The 16371-nt window shown below is 60.9% G+C and carries 12 protein-coding genes; all 12 read right to left on the bottom strand.

What is annotated here, in order from left to right:
* Positions 1-18: 18 nt before the first annotated feature.
* The 12 genes from tssH to tssM are packed head-to-tail and all read right to left on the bottom strand — an operon-like array spanning position 19 to position 16367.
* Positions 19-2613, bottom strand: coding sequence for a type VI secretion system ATPase TssH (gene tssH, locus EDC28_RS01440; protein WP_050657884.1), 2595 nt, complete (start codon positions 2611-2613; stop codon positions 19-21).
* A 4-nt stretch (positions 2614-2617) separates the two neighbouring features.
* A complete protein-coding gene (gene tssG, locus EDC28_RS01445) occupies positions 2618-3595 on the bottom strand; it encodes a type VI secretion system baseplate subunit TssG (RefSeq protein ID WP_123420425.1) in 978 nt (325 codons plus the stop codon).
* Entirely contained in the window at positions 3592-5403 is a 1812-nt protein-coding gene (gene tssF, locus EDC28_RS01450; protein ID WP_050657886.1) for a type VI secretion system baseplate subunit TssF, read from the bottom strand. The genes tssG and tssF overlap by 4 nt, the downstream gene beginning before the upstream one ends.
* A complete protein-coding gene (tssE, locus tag EDC28_RS01455) occupies positions 5400-5861 on the bottom strand; it encodes a type VI secretion system baseplate subunit TssE (protein WP_050657887.1) in 462 nt (153 codons plus the stop codon). The genes tssF and tssE overlap by 4 nt, the downstream gene beginning before the upstream one ends.
* Positions 5851-6630: a type VI secretion system accessory protein TagJ gene (locus EDC28_RS01460; protein WP_123420426.1), complete on the bottom strand. Its 780-nt coding sequence runs from the start codon at positions 6628-6630 to the stop codon at positions 5851-5853. Before EDC28_RS01460 ends, tssE begins: the two co-directional genes overlap by 11 nt.
* Positions 6631-6641: 11 nt before the next feature.
* Positions 6642-8156, bottom strand: coding sequence for a type VI secretion system contractile sheath large subunit (tssC, locus tag EDC28_RS01465; protein ID WP_123420427.1), 1515 nt, complete (start codon positions 8154-8156; stop codon positions 6642-6644).
* Positions 8157-8195: 39 nt separating this feature from the next.
* Positions 8196-9689 (bottom strand): type VI secretion system contractile sheath large subunit, encoded by a 1494-nt coding sequence (gene tssC / locus EDC28_RS01470; RefSeq protein WP_050657890.1) that lies wholly within the window; start codon positions 9687-9689, stop codon positions 8196-8198.
* Positions 9686-10192, bottom strand: coding sequence for a type VI secretion system contractile sheath small subunit (gene tssB, locus EDC28_RS01475; RefSeq protein WP_050657891.1), 507 nt, complete (start codon positions 10190-10192; stop codon positions 9686-9688). Before tssB ends, tssC (EDC28_RS01470) begins: the two co-directional genes overlap by 4 nt.
* Positions 10193-10233: 41 nt before the next feature.
* The gene (gene tssA, locus EDC28_RS01480; RefSeq protein WP_123420428.1) at positions 10234-11358 is read right to left on the bottom strand and encodes a type VI secretion system protein TssA; all 1125 of its coding nucleotides are present in this window, start codon (positions 11356-11358) and stop codon (positions 10234-10236) included.
* 31 nt (positions 11359-11389) lie between these two features.
* Positions 11390-12172 (bottom strand): PP2C family protein-serine/threonine phosphatase, encoded by a 783-nt coding sequence (locus EDC28_RS01485; protein WP_050657893.1) that lies wholly within the window; start codon positions 12170-12172, stop codon positions 11390-11392.
* Between the two features lie 4 nt (positions 12173-12176).
* Positions 12177-12848 (bottom strand): type VI secretion system-associated protein TagF, encoded by a 672-nt coding sequence (tagF, locus tag EDC28_RS01490; protein WP_050657894.1) that lies wholly within the window; start codon positions 12846-12848, stop codon positions 12177-12179.
* Positions 12849-12857: 9 nt separating this feature from the next.
* Positions 12858-16367: a type VI secretion system membrane subunit TssM gene (gene tssM / locus EDC28_RS01495; protein WP_170163992.1), complete on the bottom strand. Its 3510-nt coding sequence runs from the start codon at positions 16365-16367 to the stop codon at positions 12858-12860.
* Positions 16368-16371: the final 4 nt, after the last annotated feature.

Raw genomic sequence — 16371 nt, forward strand, 5'->3', positions numbered from 1 at the left:
CTCCCGGGCAGGGTTGGGTCACACTGCGGCGCCCTCGACGTCCACTGTCAGCTCGCCGTCGACGACGGACAGCCTGACACCGGCCACCGGAGTTTCCGAGGCCAGGCAGCGCAGTATTTGCTCCGACATTTGCGGCAGAACCTGCCGCTGTAGAATTTGCTGGATGTTGCGGGCACCAGAGCTGGCTTCGGTGCAGCGCTCGACGATGGTGTCTACCACTTCGTCGCCGTAACTAAACGGCACCTTGTGGTGGCGCGCGATACGGTCGCTGACCCGGCCCAGCTGCAGGCGAGTGATCTCACTCAGCTGCTCGGCGCCAAGGGGCTTGTAGGGCAAGACGCTACAGCGGCCCAGAAACGCTGGTTTGAAGATGCCCAGCAGATCGTCCCAGATGGCCTCTTTGACCTTGCCCATGTCGTCAGGGGCGGTCAGCTCGTCGGCGAACAGATCGGTGATGCTGTCGGTGGCGGCGTTGGAGGTCATCAGGATGACGGTGTTTTTGAAGTCCACGTCACGGCCTTCACCGTCACGCAGCATGCCTTTGTCAAAGACCTGATAGAAGATGTCCTGCACCCCGGGATGGGCTTTTTCCATCTCGTCGAGGAGCACAACGCTGTACGGTTTACGGCGCACGGCTTCGGTAAGAACGCCGCCTTCGCCATAACCGACATAACCTGGAGGGGAACCCAGAAGTTGTGACACTTTATGTTCTTCCTTGAACTCAGACATGTTAATCACAGTCACGTTGGCTTCACTGCCATAAACCTGTTCCGCCAGGGTAAGGGCGGTTTCGGTTTTACCTACCCCGCTAGGCCCTACCAGCAGGAAGACCCCAAGGGGTTTCTTCTCGTCAGCCAGGTTGGCCCGCGCGATGCGTACGGTACGGGCGATATCATCAAGAGCGTGGTCCTGCCCTTTCACCCGTGCTTTGAGGCGCTCGTCCAGGGCCAAAATCCCTTGGACCTCGTCGGCCTGCATGCGTCCCAGCGGGATGCCTGTCCAGTCCGACAGCACCTCCGCTACCAGTTGCTCGTCAACCTGCCAGTGCACCAAAGGTTCGACCCGGGCACCCAGTTGGCTGCGAAGCGCGTTCAATTCGTCCAGTAGCGCAGCGTCGTCACTTTCGCTCAACTGCTCGCCAAGAGACAGAGCATTGGCCACCATCTGCTGCTCGTATTGCCAAGTGCTACTTAACTGTTCAACGGATTGCTGAAGTAACGCCATCTCGGTGCCGAGCTCGTCACGGCGCTTGCCGTGGTCAAAACCCTTGCGCTGTTCCTTGTCGAGGATGGCCGCTTCGGTTTCCAGGGCGGTCAGCCGCGCCTGGGCCCGCTCCAAGGCGGCCGGCAGGCTGGCCTGGCTCATGGCCACCCGGGCACAGGCGGTGTCTAAGAGCGCCACCGATTTATCGGGCTGCTGGCGGCCGGCAAGATAACGGCTCGACAGCACCACGGCGCCGCGAGCGGCTGAATCGGTGATGTGCACCCCGTGGTGTTTTTCCAGCACCGGCATCAGGCCACGCAGAATTTGAATCGCTACCTCTTCGGTGGGCTCTTCTACTTTCACGACCTGGAAGCGGCGGGCAAGGGCGGCGTCTTTTTCAAAGAATTTCTTGTACTCGGCCCAGGTGGTGGCGGCAATGGTGCGAAGCTCACCCCGTGCCAGCGCCGGTTTTAACAGGTTGGCGGCATCGCCCTGCCCGGCCTGGCCACCGGCGCCAATCATGTTGTGGGCTTCGTCGATAAACACCAGCACCGGCTCGGGGGAGGCCTTAACCTCGGCTATCACCTGCTTTAAGCGGTTCTCAAATTCCCCTTTGACCCCAGCGCCCGCTTGCAGCAGGGCCAAGTCCAGGGTCAGCAGCCGGCAGCGCTTGAGGGCGTCGGGCACGGTGCCTTCGGCAATACGCTGAGCCAGGCCTTCGACAACCGCCGTTTTACCGACCCCGGCTTCACCGGTGAGGATGGGGTTGTTCTGGCGGCGGCGAGTGAGGATATCCACCATCTGGCGAATTTCATCGTCACGGCCTAATACCGGGTCCAGCTTGCCTTCGCGGGCCTGGGCGGTGAGGTCGATGCAGTATTGGCCAAGGGCCTCTTCTTTCATCGGCCCTTTACGAGCCGGGTTGGGCTGGCTGTTGCCGAGGCTGTCACGCAGGCTGGGCCAGTCGGCCAGCAGCCGGGCCGGGTCCAGTTTGTCCAGTTCCTTGGCGTGGCGAGTGCCAAGGGCGGCCATGGCATCGTCGTTCAGCAGCGCATAGAGCAAGGTGGCGCCGCGGATCTGCTGCTCGCCAAACTCGATGGAGCTGTCCATCCAGCATTGGCGCAGCAGCTCTACCAGCCGGGGAGACAGCGCCGGGGTGGCGCCGTTGCCGGATTTAAAGCTCTCCAGGGCCTGGTTGAGCTCGCTGCTGAGGCGATCGGCCGAGAGGCCATAATGGCTCAGTACCGCCAGCACGTCGCTGTTTTCGGTTTCCAGCAGCGCCTTTAGCAGGTGTTCGACTTCGACACTGTGGTGGGTACGTTGGTAACACAGGCCCACGGCCTTCTCCAGCGCCTGGTGGCAACCGGGTTCCATGCGCTCGACCAGCGCTTTTAAGGTCATAGAAGACATGACTTCATCCTTTCCTTGGCGTAAAGCCCACAGTCAGTGTCCTGTCGGGCTGGGTAACGGCTTGTAAAAAACTGTCGGCACCGAGGCGGCCCTGGCTGCCCAGGCGTGCGCCGGGCAGGTAACCGGCCTTGGTGGTCATCTGGTACTGCACCTTGACCCGGCTGCCGGCAAAGCTTCGGCTCAAACGGGTAATGGTGGCGCTGTAGCGGCCATCGGGCAGCAGGCTCAAGGCCTGCTCTTTGGTGCTGGGTGTAAAAGCCAGCACCATGCCCCGGTCGGCCACCCAGGTCTTGCTGCCCAGCACCGCCTCACCGAGGCGGGCAAAGCGCCCCTGTGGCTGGGCCTTGCTGGGCATGGCGCTCTGTTCATCGGGGGCAATGGCTTCCCAGCCCCCTTGCAGCGGCTGGTGGCTGACCGCGCTGCCGGTAAGGTCGCTCAGCACTTGGCACAACACCGCGCCGCTTTTGGGGCCGCGCATCATGGCGGCGCCGTAATACAGCTGGCTCTGGTCGCTAACCCCGGTCAGCGCCTGCATGATGGCGCTAAACGGGTCCTGGCCGTGGCGCTCTTGCTCCACCGCTGGCTGGGTGCGGGCCCAGCTGCGGTAAAAAAGCGACAGCAGCCGGTGGTTAAAGAGGTCCAGAAAGTCTTGCAGCGCCGGGGATTTCCCCTTTAGCTGCTGCAGCACCAGCTCGCTGTAATGGCCCGGTAATACGCCGCGAGCGCCGGTCAGGCTCATAAAATCCACGTCCAGCACGGCACGGGTCTTGCCATCGCTGGTGCGGTCATGACGAGCGCGCACCACGTCCTGGCCAGCGAAGCCCTGGTGCTGGCGGGCACGAAACTTCACCAGTTCTTTTTCGGGCCAGCCGTCTTCGCCAACCCGGTGCCAGCTGTCCTTATCGCTTTTGATCTGCCGCTCGATGCGCCAGATCTCCCGGTACAGGGCGCCGTTGTCCAGAGGGTCGCGATGGCCGGTCATAGCAGCTCCCGCTCCCCGACCCGGGTCGGCCAGACGTGGTAGTCCTGGTTATGGCCGGTAAGCTTGATGCGCAGCCGGGTAAAGGTGTTGAGCTGGGCGAACTGGGCAAAGAAACGGTCCAGCACCGCCGAAAACAGATACACGCTGGCACCGGCATAGCGGGGCTTGGAGAAACGAATGCTGATGTCGTTACCCTGGCAAAGACCCTTGCGTACGCCACTACCCACCCGCGCCACTGCCGGTTTGATGCTGACCGCTTCAATACCTTCGATAAGGGCCCGCGACTCCGGGGTTTGCTTGAAGTCATGCAGGTGCAGCACCGCTTTCAAGCGGTCGAGGGCGTCGGGGCCGGCAAAGTGTTCCAAGGAGAGATGGCGGATAAACTGCCAGCGGGTGGCGTCGCCAAGCTCCGGGCGCACCGTCGGGCTGGGAGCCAGCAGCACTTTTACGTCATGGATATAGGCGTCTTCCGAGCGCATCTTCGGCTGGCCACCGCCAAAGGGCAGCTGCGCCGGGGCGTTGCGGTTACAGGCCAATACCTTGACCCGCAAAAAGCGGTCGCGGGGCAGCTCGTCTTCGTCTTGGTGCTCAAAATCTTTGTTCACCAGCGACAGGTAAGTCTCGGTGCCGGGCTCATATTGGCCGCCGGCCCAGTCGTTGTAGCGGCGCCGGGCATGCCAGTAGAGGCTGACGCTGTCTTGCCAGCGGGGGTGGTGCAGGCCGTAATAAGGCGCCAGCGGCAGCACTTCGTCGGACTTGACCAGCTCAACCCCCATGATCCGTACCACTTCGCCGGAATCGGCGTTGCGGTAGTTGGGCACCAAGCGGTATTCCAGGGCCTCTTCTTCAAAGCGCAGGGTTTCGCAGAGGGTCTCGAAGGTGTTGACCATGGGCACGCAGCCCAAGCGCAGGTGGTCGGGCACCAGGCTCTTTTCTTGCTCGGCCGAACCTTCGGCCAAGTAGATATAGATATCCAGCTCTTTGTCGTCGGGCCAATCGGGGTCGAGGTCGGCAAGGTCGGCGAAGAGGAATTTCTCGGCAAAAAGAAAATGCTCCACCAGCAGCCGGTAGCCGTCGAAGCTGCGTTTGCTGTAGGGCACCACCGCATCTTCAGCGCCAAAACCCACCGCCTTGATGTGCTCTTTGCCGTAAAAGCGCAGCTGGCGGCTGTCGCTGGCCGGGGCGATGGCAAAGCCCAGGGCCGAGCGGTGGATAAGCTCGTAAAGCTCGTGGCTGTGGTGGGTCTGGCCGTGCAGGTAAAAGCGCAGGTACGGCAGCTTTATCTCGGAGAAATTCAGCGGCGCCGACAGCCGCAGCTTGATAACCGCCTGGGCGCCGCTGCTGCCCTGGGGGCGCGGCGCATCAAAGGGCGCGTTCTCGAAATTGGCGCTGTCGACACTGACATTGGCCAGCACATGGTTGCCCACGGCGCTGAAATAGCACTCGGGCATGTTCTCCACCAAGGTGGTGAAGTTGAGCCCGGCTTTGACATCCATATGGGACGACAGCGCCGGCGCCGGCTTGAGCTGGGCCACGGTCATGGACGGAATGGGCGACTGGTAATCGGGGTAGAGGCTGCCCAAGAGCACATCGGCCAGCTCGGGAAAGTGGCCGTCCAGGCGCTGGCGAATTTGCGCGGTCATAAAGGCCACGCCTTCCAAAAGGCGCGAGACATGGGGGTCTTCCACCGCCTCTTCGCTGATGCGAAGGCGCCCCGCCACCTTGGGGTATTGTTTGGCGAACTCGGCGCCCTGGCGGCGCAGGTAGGCCAGCTCCCGGTTGTAGTACTTGAGCAGTGCTTCACTCATCGCAAACTTTCCTGCAAGGTCACAGACAGGTTGATGGGCTCCATCTCCGAGTCAAAAGCCACCGGCAGCGGCACCGGATCGGCCAGCAGCACGGCGTCGATGCGTAGCCTGAGCACCCTGTCTTCCGGGGTGTCCTTGTCTCTGAGGCTCACTTCCACCTGGGTCAGCCGGGGCTCAAAGCGATTGATGGTCTTTTTGACCTCTTCGCACAGCCACAGCCGGCTCTCTTCGGTAGACAGTTCCATCACCGTAAAATCGGGCAGGCCAAAGCCCAGCACCGAGGTGTCCAGCTCGTTGAGGCTCTCGTCCCAGGGCAGCCAGCTGCGCCGGGCGTTCATCAACCACTCGAGATCCCGGCGCACCGACTGGCGCAGCTGGCTGACCGAGAAGCGCTGGGGCTCCCCTTCATCCAGCAGCCGGTCAAGCACGCTGAGCTGGGCCAGGGTTTCAGCCGGCATGGCTGGTCTCGGCGATATCGCTGGTGGCCAGTTCCAGCAGGGTCATGGCCTCATCCCCGACCAGGAACAATTTGAGGCCAAGGCCGGTAACCAGTTGCCCTTGCTCCTGCCAGTCGGTTTCGCGGCCCAGTTTTTGGCGGCTATCGCTGCTGGCGGCGTAGGTGAGCGGAATAAAGACTTCGCCTTCGCGGCCGTCGTTGAGGATCACCTGGGCGCGGCGCCAGATAGTCTCGATAGGAGAGGTAGCCCCGTGCAGCTGGATGGCGGCGATTTCATCAAAGCGCCACAGGTAGAATTTGCCGTCGGTGCCCAGGCACTCAAGGTAGGGGCCGAGGCTGTCGTCGCAGTCACGCACCTCGGCAAAGGGGCCGTCGCCGCCACGGGTGGCTTCCAGGCGCTCGGCAGCCTTGGTGGCGCCTTCCACATCACCGGCAAACAACTTGGCTTTGAGATCCACCAGCGCTTCGAGGGCTTCGCCGGGGGCGGCTACGACGTCGTCGGCCAGTTGGCCTTGGTGAAAAGCCACCCGGGCCTGCTGGGCACGCAGCAACTGGCGCAGGTTGGCGGCGCCGCCCAGCCATTCGGGCTGGCGTTTTACCAGGCTGGCCAGGGAGTCGTCGGCCCGCTCCAGTTGCCCGTCCAGGCACAAAAGCTCAATCAGCTTGGCCCGCAGATCCAGATTTGCCGGGTCGTCTTTGACCAGGCTCTGGGCCTGGTCGATGGCGTCTTGGAGTTGGCCGGCGGCCAGTGCGTCGATGATCCCTTTCATTTAATCGTCCTTCAGGCCCCGTTGACCGGGGTCAGTTCAGTGATGAGCTTGACCCCGGTGACCAGCTGGTCGAGCTGGAAGTGGGGTTGTAAGCGAATAATGGAGTAGTAGCGGCCCGGCTCGCCGGGGCGTTCCCTGACCGTGACCTTGGCTTCGCGCAGCGGGAAGCGGGCGCGCATTTCGTCCGACGCCCCTTCCGAGGCCATGGTGTAGCCGTGCAGCCAGCGTTGCAGGAACGACTCGCACTCCTCGGGAGTGCTGTAACCGCCGACCCGATCGCGGCCCATGACCTTGAGAAAATGGGCAAAGCGCGACACGCACAGGGTGTAGTGGAGCATGGTGGAGAGGCGGGCGCTGAGCTGGGCGGTGGTGTTGTCGTAATGGCGCGGTGCCTGCACCGAGGCGGCCGAGTGCAGCACCAGCATCTCGGTATTGGTAAGCGGCAGCAGCGGCAAAAAGCCCTCTTCGGCCAACATCCGTTCAAGGCGGTCTGACACCTGCCACTCCACCGGGGTGCGGGTCTGGTAAATGGCGCCGCTGCGGGTGAGGTTTTGAATAGCCGGCAGGTTGTCGATGGCGCCAAAGGTGACTCGGCCACGCTGGTAGCCGCGAATATTGGCAAACCAGCCAGACTCGCAAAAGGCGCGAATGATCACGGTGCCAGCGGCAAAGGAAGCGGGCCCCCACAGAAAATCGCGCTGCGGGTTGGCCCGCGATTCGATAAAACGAAACGCCTCGGGGCCCTCCCCTTCGCCCCGGTAGGGCGGGCGCATCATCACCCTGGGCATGGCCAGGGCCAAAAACCGTGAGTCGTCCATCTCCCGAAGGGCCCGCCACTTGGCAAGCTCGGGGGAGGCAAAATAGCTGGACAGCTCGCGCATGCCGGTAAGATCGGCAAATTCGTCGACACCGAAAAAGCTCGGCTCGGCATTGAGCACCACAGGGGCAAAAGCGGCAGCTGATACCCGGCTCAGTTCCTTGAGGGTATCGAGGTTGCTCTGGCCGCCTTTGCTGCGGTGGCTGAGGCTGTAAGCCCCAATAAGCACGCCGAAGGGTTCGCCCCCCGGCATACCGAATTCGTTGGAGTAAATCTTTTGAAAGAGCCGGGACTGATCGAATTCGATAGCCCGGGTCAAATCTTTGGAGAGCTCAGCCCAGTTCAGATCCAATACCCGGATCTTCACCAGGCCTTCGCTGTCGTCGTGGGCAGCCTGCTCGGTGAGCAGCCACAAGCCACGCCAGTTGGCCTCGACGGCCTGTAACTCGGGATGATGCAAAATGGCATTGAGCTGGGCGTTGATAAGCTCGTCCAGCTTGACCAGCGTCTTGGTCAACAAAGCCTTGACGCTGTTATCGGTCCAGTTTTTTTCGGGATTGACCCGGCCAAGCCACATCAACAGCGCCTTGAGCTCATCGGGCTCGGCCGCCACCCTGGCCATGAAACCCATGGGCAACAGGGGGCTGGCCTTAACCGGCTCAGGCTGCTCGAGATAGTCCTTGGCGACAAACTGCAATGCCATGTTCATACGCATCCTTGCGGGGCGGCCAGGCCGCCCCAGGCATTATCAGCCGCCGATCTCGGGGATCTTGGCCACCAGGCGCAACGAGGTGGTCAGCTCTTCCATCTGCAGCCAGGGGCGCAGCCAGGCCACCGCGTTGTAAGAGCCAGGGCGACCGGGGATCTCCTTGACCTGTACCTTGGCGTCGGCCAGGGGGTACTTGGCACGGATCTCCTGGCCACCGCCCTCGGAGGCGTTGACGTAGGTGAGGATCCAGCGGTTAAGCCAGGACTCCACATCCGCCGCTTCCATAAAGGAGCCAATCTTGTCGCGGGCCATTACCTTCAGGTAGTGGGCGAAACGCGAGGTGGCCATCATGTAAGGCAGGCGTGCCGAAATGGCGGCGTTGGCGGTGGCATCCGGGTTGTCGTAGATCTTGGGTTTCTGGCAGGTCTGGGCACCGAAGAACACGGCGTAGTCGGTGTTCTTGTAGTGGCACAGCGGCAGGAAACCGAGCTTGGACAGCTCCGCCTCGCGGCGATCGGTAATACCGATCTCGGTGGGGCATTTCAAATCCGGGTCGCCATCGTCACTGGTGAAGATGTGGGTAGGCAGGCCTTCCACTTTACCGCCACCCTCGGCGCCGCGGATGGCGGTGCAGAAGCCGTATTTGGCAAAGGCGTCGGTCATGCGCGTGCCCAGCACGTAGGACGCGTTCATCCAGCAGTACTTGTCGTGCTCGGTGGTACCGGCGCGGCCGGTGGTCGGGTCCACGTCGAACTCTTCGTAGCCGAACTCTTCGATGGGTTTGGTGTTGGCGCCATAAGGCAGGCGCGCCAGCACCCGCGGCATGGACAGGGTCACAAAGCGCGCGTCTTCAGAGTCGCGGAAGGAGCGCCACTTGGTGTACTCCAAAGACTCGAACACTTTTTCCAGATCCCGCGGCTTGGTCAGCTCGGTCCAGTTGTCAAAACCGAACAGTGACGGGGACGCCGCCGACAGGAAGGGGCAGAAACCGGCTGCGGCCACGTTGGACATCAGGCTCAAGGTTTCCATGTCGTTGGGGTGGTTAGTGAACTCGTAGTCGCCAATGATGGCGCCGTAGGGCTCGCCGCCCGGGGTGCCGAACTCGGACTCGTAAATCTTCTTGAAAACCTGGGACTGGTCGAACTCCACCGCCTTGGACAAGTCCTTGTGCAGCTCCTTTTTCGGCAGGTTCATCACCCGCAGCTTCATGGCGGCACTGGTTTCGGTGTTCATCACCAGGTGGTGCAGGCCACGCCAGGAACCTTCGAGCTTCTGGAATTCGTCGCTGTGCATCACTTCAGCCAACTGGCTGGAGATAAGCTGGTCCAGGGCGTTGATGGCCTGGTTGAAGGTGACCGTCAGGTTTTTATTCCAGGTGACGGTGCCCTTCATAGCCTCTTCGGTGAGGGTACGGATAAGCTCTTCGGCGCGGCTGGACTCGGTTTGCTTGGTAGCACCGATGGCCTGCTCCAAAAGCGACAGGGAAATTTCTTCTTCCGTAGCGACGGCGGCGCTTTGCTGTTCGGCACTCATTGCTTGTCCTCCCCGTTACCCAGTTCGGTGGCCAGCTTTTGCAGGTCGTCCGAATTGTTCAGTACCCGCTCGAGCAGCACTTCGAGCTCTTCGGAGCGGTCGACCTTGGTCATCAGATCGCGCAGCTTGTTGCGGGTTTCCATCAGTTGGCGCAGCGGCTCAACCTGGTTAACCACCGCAGCCGGCTCGAAATCGGCCATGGAGTTGAAGGCCAGTTCCACACTCATCTGTGTACCGTCGTCACTCAGCTTGTTGTCCACCTTCAGCTTGATTTTCGGGCTCATCCGACGCATTACGTCGTCAAAGTTGTCCCGGTCAATCTGGATGAAACGGCGATCCTTGAGGGGTTTGATATCGGTATTGTTGTTACCGGAAAAATCCCCCATTACGCCGACCACGAAGGGCAGTTCCTTCTTGACCATGGCGCCTTCGGTTTCGACGTCGTAGGTGATGTGAACGCGGGGTTTGCGGACCCGGTTCAGTTTCTGGTGAATGCTATCCATGTCATGGTCTCCTGAGGCAATTCACGGTTTAAGGGCCCGAGCTACTCCTGGGATCCGGAACCCGGCACGCCCGTTAACCGGCAGAAACCGGCGCGGGCACCATCGTCACTGATGAGCTCTTGCATCAGCTCGGGAAGCGTCAGCTTGCTCCAGCGGATGGCCTGCTCGATGGCGTAGGACACGGGAGAGTGGGGTTCGGTCTGGCGGAAAAAGTCCGCCAGTCGAGCCAATTGTTTCACCGCCTGCTCGCGGCCATGGATGGCAACCTCGATAGGATCGCCGCCCCTGGCTACTGCCGGTGCGTCGGCGTCGCCGACGGCGGCGTCTTCATCTAGCGCCACTGGCTCTGCCTGGGCGCGGGCCTTTTCAATGACCTCGCCGGCGTGGAACCAGAGGGTGTCACGGCAGCGTTGCAGCGCCTTGGTGATCTGGGTAGTGGGCTGGGGTTCCTGGCTGGCGTTGTCCATGGCATCGGACAACCGCTTGAACGCCGCCTGGGCACCTTCAATATGGTCGGCAAGGGCCGCCAGCTCGCTGGCCGGCATTTCCTTGACCGTTTGGTTTATCTGCTCGAACGAGGCCGCGCCTGCCTTTATCTTCTGCTCGGCTTTGTCTTTATCCAGCCGGTTTATTTCGGCGGCCTGCTCGCAATGCCAGGTGGCAAAGGGGCCGAAGCTCTGGCCGAAAAAGAGCGGAATAGACAGCAGCGGCTGAATCAGGGCGCCCTCGGCGTCCAGGCCGTTAAGCCCCACCAGGGGCGCCAGCCGGGTGGCGATGCCCTCTTCGTCGGGCATGGGGTAGAGCTGGTCCCAGTACTGCTCGATAAGGTTGGCGGCCAGCAAGAAGCCGTCTTTGAGGCCCAAAAAGCCGTACTCGCGGCACCAGGCTTCAATCAGCCAGGTCACCAGTTCCAAGTCTTTGGACTGGCCGGAGACGATATCGGGGATCTGTTGGCTCAGATCGCGCCACTGGCTGGGGGGCTGGTAGTCTTCTTCCAGCACCGCCTGGCGCTCAATGGCCCGGGCCTGGCTGCGAATGTCTTTGAGGGTAAAATAGGGAGAGACCGGTGACTCGTCCTCACGGAGATCGACACCGCACGGACTATCCTCGGAAATAGACGCCATCAGTGCGTCAAAATCAAAGAGAGAAATGGTAATTTCGCTCACAAGCTATCCCTAGCAATTTAATTCCAGACACCTAGCGAGAGTAAATTGGGATGGTTACATCATCACCGTTTTCGCTAGAAAATCCAGCATAGCAATCCTGCTGTGCCTTCACAAGAACACAGGTAATATTATCTTTTGATTTTTTAACTAAAGCTGAATGCATCATGGCCATTCCGGCTTCTTCTAATTCACCGACGGACAAAAAGGCATTTAGCTCTTCCTGATTAAATTCCTTGCTAATACCGTCACTGCAAATAAGGAAGATATCCCCGTCTTTGACCTCGCCATTGAGGTACTCGGCGGCCAGTTCGTCATCTACCCCAACCGCCCTGGTGATCACGTGCGCCAAGGGATGAGACTCGGCATCCGCCTCATCAAGGAGGCCTTGCTCAACCATTTCAGCCACTTGCGAATGGTCGCGGGAAACTTGCCGAAGCTGGCCGTCGCGGGCTAAATAGCAGCGGCTGTCACCCACCCAAAAAAGGTGAAATTGATTACCCACAACCATTAATGCCACCACAGTGGAACCTATGGTTTGATCATCCAAAAAACGGGCGCCGTAATCACGTATCTTTTGATTCGAAAGGGATAAAGCCTTTTCCAAATCATTTACCGTGAATTTGCCTACATCTTTTTTTCTGATCTCGCTATCAACGGTGTCACAAATTAATTGGCTGGCCACATCGCCGGCTTGATATCCCCCCATGCCATCGGCCACTACCCAGATGCCCCTGTCGGTCACATCCAGGTAGGCGTCCTCGTTATGGTTACGGGTGCCACCTCTGTGGGTAAAACCGGAAGAAAGATAACGCATTGTCTTATTGCTCCATCAAGGTCGCGGTCTGCCATCCCTGTTCCTGCCATTGTCCGGCCAGGAGTGCCGCGAACTGTCCCACCTGGGGAAGGCCCCGGGTGGACAGCCAGCAGGGTTCGACATAGGCCGAGCCCTGGGTCCACCAGAGGGTCTTTTCTTCTTCTTTATTCAAAAGGGCCGCCAGCAATTGCCGCTCCGACACTTCGCCGGGCAGCACCAAGTTGCCTTCTTCGTTGGGCAGTCGCAGCCGGCCGGGGGTTGGCGCCGGGGGTTTTATCTCCCCCAGCCCCTGTTGCCAGGCCGCCTCATCCCAGTGGTCGTCCAGCACCGCCAGCACTTTTTCTTCCAACTGGCCGGCCCATTGCGGGTCACGCCAGGCATCGAGGGCGCGGCCCGGATACTGGCCAATCACCATAAACGGAAAGTGCCGCCCTACCCTGTCCACCGACGGGATAAAGGTGCCCACCAGCCCGCTTTCACTCAGGGTGTCGGGGCTGGCCGCAAAGTGCCAGATGGGCGCCGTGAGGTAGGCGTCCAGCCAATTCTCGCCCAGTTGTTCGCGGCTGACCGCCAGGCCCGCCTGGCACCACTCGAAAAACAGGTCGCGAATGGCGGGGGGCAGCTGGTGGCTGATGAAATCCCCGCGGTTTGGCACCTTACCGAAATATCCCCACATCAGTCCGTCCTACAAGGTTCTGGGTAACTGGAAGCTCTCCAGCATGCTGGTATTAAAGGGTTGTTTGACCGAGTTGGTGACCAGCTCCAACTTGGCCTGGTATTCACCGAGGCTGATTTCCACCAGCTCGTGGCGGTCCTGGGTGGACAGCCGCGCCGATTCTTGCAACAGCTTGAAGATGGCCCAGGGCCCCTGGTAGCTGGCCGCCAGCGGTGACGAGCTGCCAGTGGGGGTAAACACCACCCGGGTCAGCTGGGCGCCGGTGCGCTCGGGCCAGTTGAAGCTGATAAAGCGCGGCGGATCGTGGCGGTAGATGAGATCCTGGCCGTCAATTTCCAGCATGAACTGGCTGACCCTTGAGTCCAGGAACACCGGCTTGAGGCTAAAGCCCAGGCGCGGCTCGCCGGAACCGCGCGGGAAGAACACGTCGCGGATCTGCTGGGCCTTTTCAAAGAGCGCCAGGCTGCTTTGGCTGATGCCAATGTCCTTGGTGAGGGTCCAGGGGCTGCGCTGGGTGTCTACATAGGGCTTGAGCTGGTCGTTAAAGAAGCTGTCCAGGGTACCGCCGTAACCGAAGAATCCGGCAAAGTCCTGCAAGGCCACTTCCGAGTCGGCCTGACGGCGGAAGGGGTATTTGCCGGCAATGGCGCTGCGATAATCGCGGTACACGCTGGAGCGCCAAATCTCGTTTATGGAGCGGCTCACCGACTGGCGCACCACCTTCTTGGCATCGACGATAAAGTCGCCCATCAGGCCGTCCAGCTGATCGGTCTCGGAGTCCGCCAAGGCGGTGTAGAAATCCTTGAGGGCATCGTCAAACTGGCTGCGATTGACGGTGGCAATGGCGTGGGGGCGCGACAGCCCGCCCTGCTCCTCAAAGTAACGGGCCGCCACCTTGATATCGCCTTGCATCTGCGCCACCAGTTCGTCGGACACCGCGTTAAGGCGCTCGAAGGATTTTTCCACCGGGGTAGCCTCGGGCTCGTCCTGGGCGATGGTGGAAGCCACCAGGCCGGAGAGCTGGCGCTTACGCTCGGACAGACGGGCGTTGGCGATGTCTTTTGCCTGATCGGCGGCAGCATCAAACTTGCCAGCCTGTTTGGGCTCGGACAAATCGGTGTTTTTCTTCACCGCCGACAACAACCGGCTCACCGGCGCCTCGGGGCCTGACAACAGGTTGGCGATACGGGCACCGTCGCGGGCGTTATCGAAGGGCTTGATGCGCAAGTCCTTGATGAACTCTTCCCAGACATAGACGTAATCGCGGAAATAACGCTCGGCCACGCCTTTTTGGATGGCGTTTTCGTCGAGGTTTCTAAAGTCGTTGTCTTCCTGGCCGTAGACCCAGGAGTCTTCTACCAGGCGTTTGACGATCTTGTCTTTTTCCGGCAAGAACACGCCGTTGTAGCCGTTGCGGGTATAAAGCCCGGGAATGCCGGCGTTGAGATCGGTCCCGGAGCGGCGCTCAAAGACCCCGTCAGCCACCGAGCCCAAAATGAGCGGCAGGCGGAAATCGGGCAGCCGCGAGTTCTGGGCGTCGAGCTTCATGCGGTGATAGGCGCGCTCGGCAAGGGGCATGGCGGTGAGCTCGGCCTGGGCATTGGCCACCAGTTGGTTGTCTACCGGCAAGGCCTGGCCCAGGGCCAGTAACCGGCCCAGGTGATTGTTCAAAGACTCACGGGTAGCGCGGTTAACCTCGCCTGGCAGCTGGCGCTCGAGCATCAGCTCGAACCAGGCGTGGACCTGGTCGGCATCCAGATGGGCGCGCTCGTGCAGCATCAGGTAGGTCTTGAGGGTCTCGTAGAGGTACTCAAGGTTATCGAGGTTGGAGCCAATCTCGGACTCAAGGCTCGAGGTCAGCGCCTTACCCAAACGCATCTGCAGCAGGCGGCCATAGGCGCCTTCGGCGGCCTGGCCCAATTTATTACCCTGGAACAGACCCAACTGCTGCGGGCCGCCGGCCGGCATCGGCTGGCCTTCTACCCCCGGCATGGACGACACCGCCGTCAGCAGGCCGTCGAGCTTGACCCAGTCTAAGTCCTGCTCGTCCAGGGTGGGTTGCAGCTCTTTGAGGGTTTTGTCATAACCGGCCACCAGGTTGCTGTTCCACTGGAAGGAAAGGTACCAGCTCACCCCCAGTGCCACGGTGCAAACGGCAGCGGCCGCCAGGGCCACCCGGCGTACCCACACGAAACGTTTTTCGTGGGCGACATCGGTGCTGGCCAGGTTGTGCTCGGAGAAGATGATGTCTTCAAAGAGGCGGCGCAAAAAGAAGCCGTCGCGGGTGCGGGCCACTGCCGGCGCGGCCGGGGCCTTGACCTTGAACTGGCTGTCCACCAGCTTGGAGACCTTGTCCTTGGCCTGACCGCCCTGCTCGGACGACACCAAATAGATGCCCCGCAGCAGCGGCACTTCTTCATAGGCAGAGGGGAAGAACACCTCTTTGAGCATGTCCCACAGCGGCGCCTGCAACAGTGCCAGTTGCTTGGAGAACTGGTAGATGCGGCGCTGGGCGTTGGCGTTGCGCTCTTGCTGCAAGCGGTGCAGGGCGAACTTGTCTACCCGTTGCAGCATATTGATAAATTCCGCTTCGAAGGCGCCGGGCAGGCTCTTAGGGTCGCGCACCGATTGCAGTGGGAAAGTCATGCCGAACACTTCTTCGCGCTCTTTTTCAGAGAGCTGGGCGAAGACGTCGTTAAAGCCTTCCAAGAGGTCAAACTTGGTGAGCAGCACATAGACCGGGAAGATAAGCCCCAGGCGGTTTTTCAGCTCTTGGACCCGCTGCTTGAGGGCGCGGGCATGGAGCATACGCTCGGTGGGGGTCTGCTCCAGCAGATCGGCCACGCTCACCGACAGCAGAACACCATTGATGGGGCGGCGCGGGCGGTTTTTCTTCAACAGCCCCAAAAAGGAGTTCCAGCCGCGGGCGTCGCGCTTGTCGGCGCTGTCCTGGGTGGTGTAGCGGCCAGCGGTATCAATCAGCACTGCCTTGTTGGTAAACCACCAGTCGCAGTGGCGAGTACCGCCAACGCCTTTGACCGAGTCGATGCCCATTTGCTCTTTTAACGGGAATTCGAGCCCGGATGAGAGCAGCGCCGTGGATTTACCACAGCCGGGGGCACCGATGATCATGTACCAGGGCAGCTCGTACACCGAGCGAAAACGCCCCGGCTTCCATTTTTTCACCAGCGCCAGGGCTTCGCGCATCCGCTCGCGCAGGGTCTCTACTTCTTCTTTAAGGAGCTCATCGTCGGTGTTGGCGCCGCTGAGCATTTCGTTGACGACCTGCTCGTTGGCCTTTTTCTCGCGCTTCATGCGCAGCAGGTATACACCTACCCACACCAGGGCGATCAGCAGCAGGAAGATCACTCGCGCCGCCACCGAGGCCAGGGGCTCCCAGCCGGCGATGGCTAAAAGCGGGCCGCCAAACCAAATAATAAGGGCCAGGGCCAGAGCCCCCAGCACGATAACGGTGTAACGGGAGGTCAGTATCGCTCCGAGGCGACGGATCCATGTCATGCCT

The organism is Gallaecimonas pentaromativorans (genome assembly GCF_003751625.1).
GTDB lineage: Bacteria > Pseudomonadota > Gammaproteobacteria > Enterobacterales > Gallaecimonadaceae > Gallaecimonas > Gallaecimonas pentaromativorans.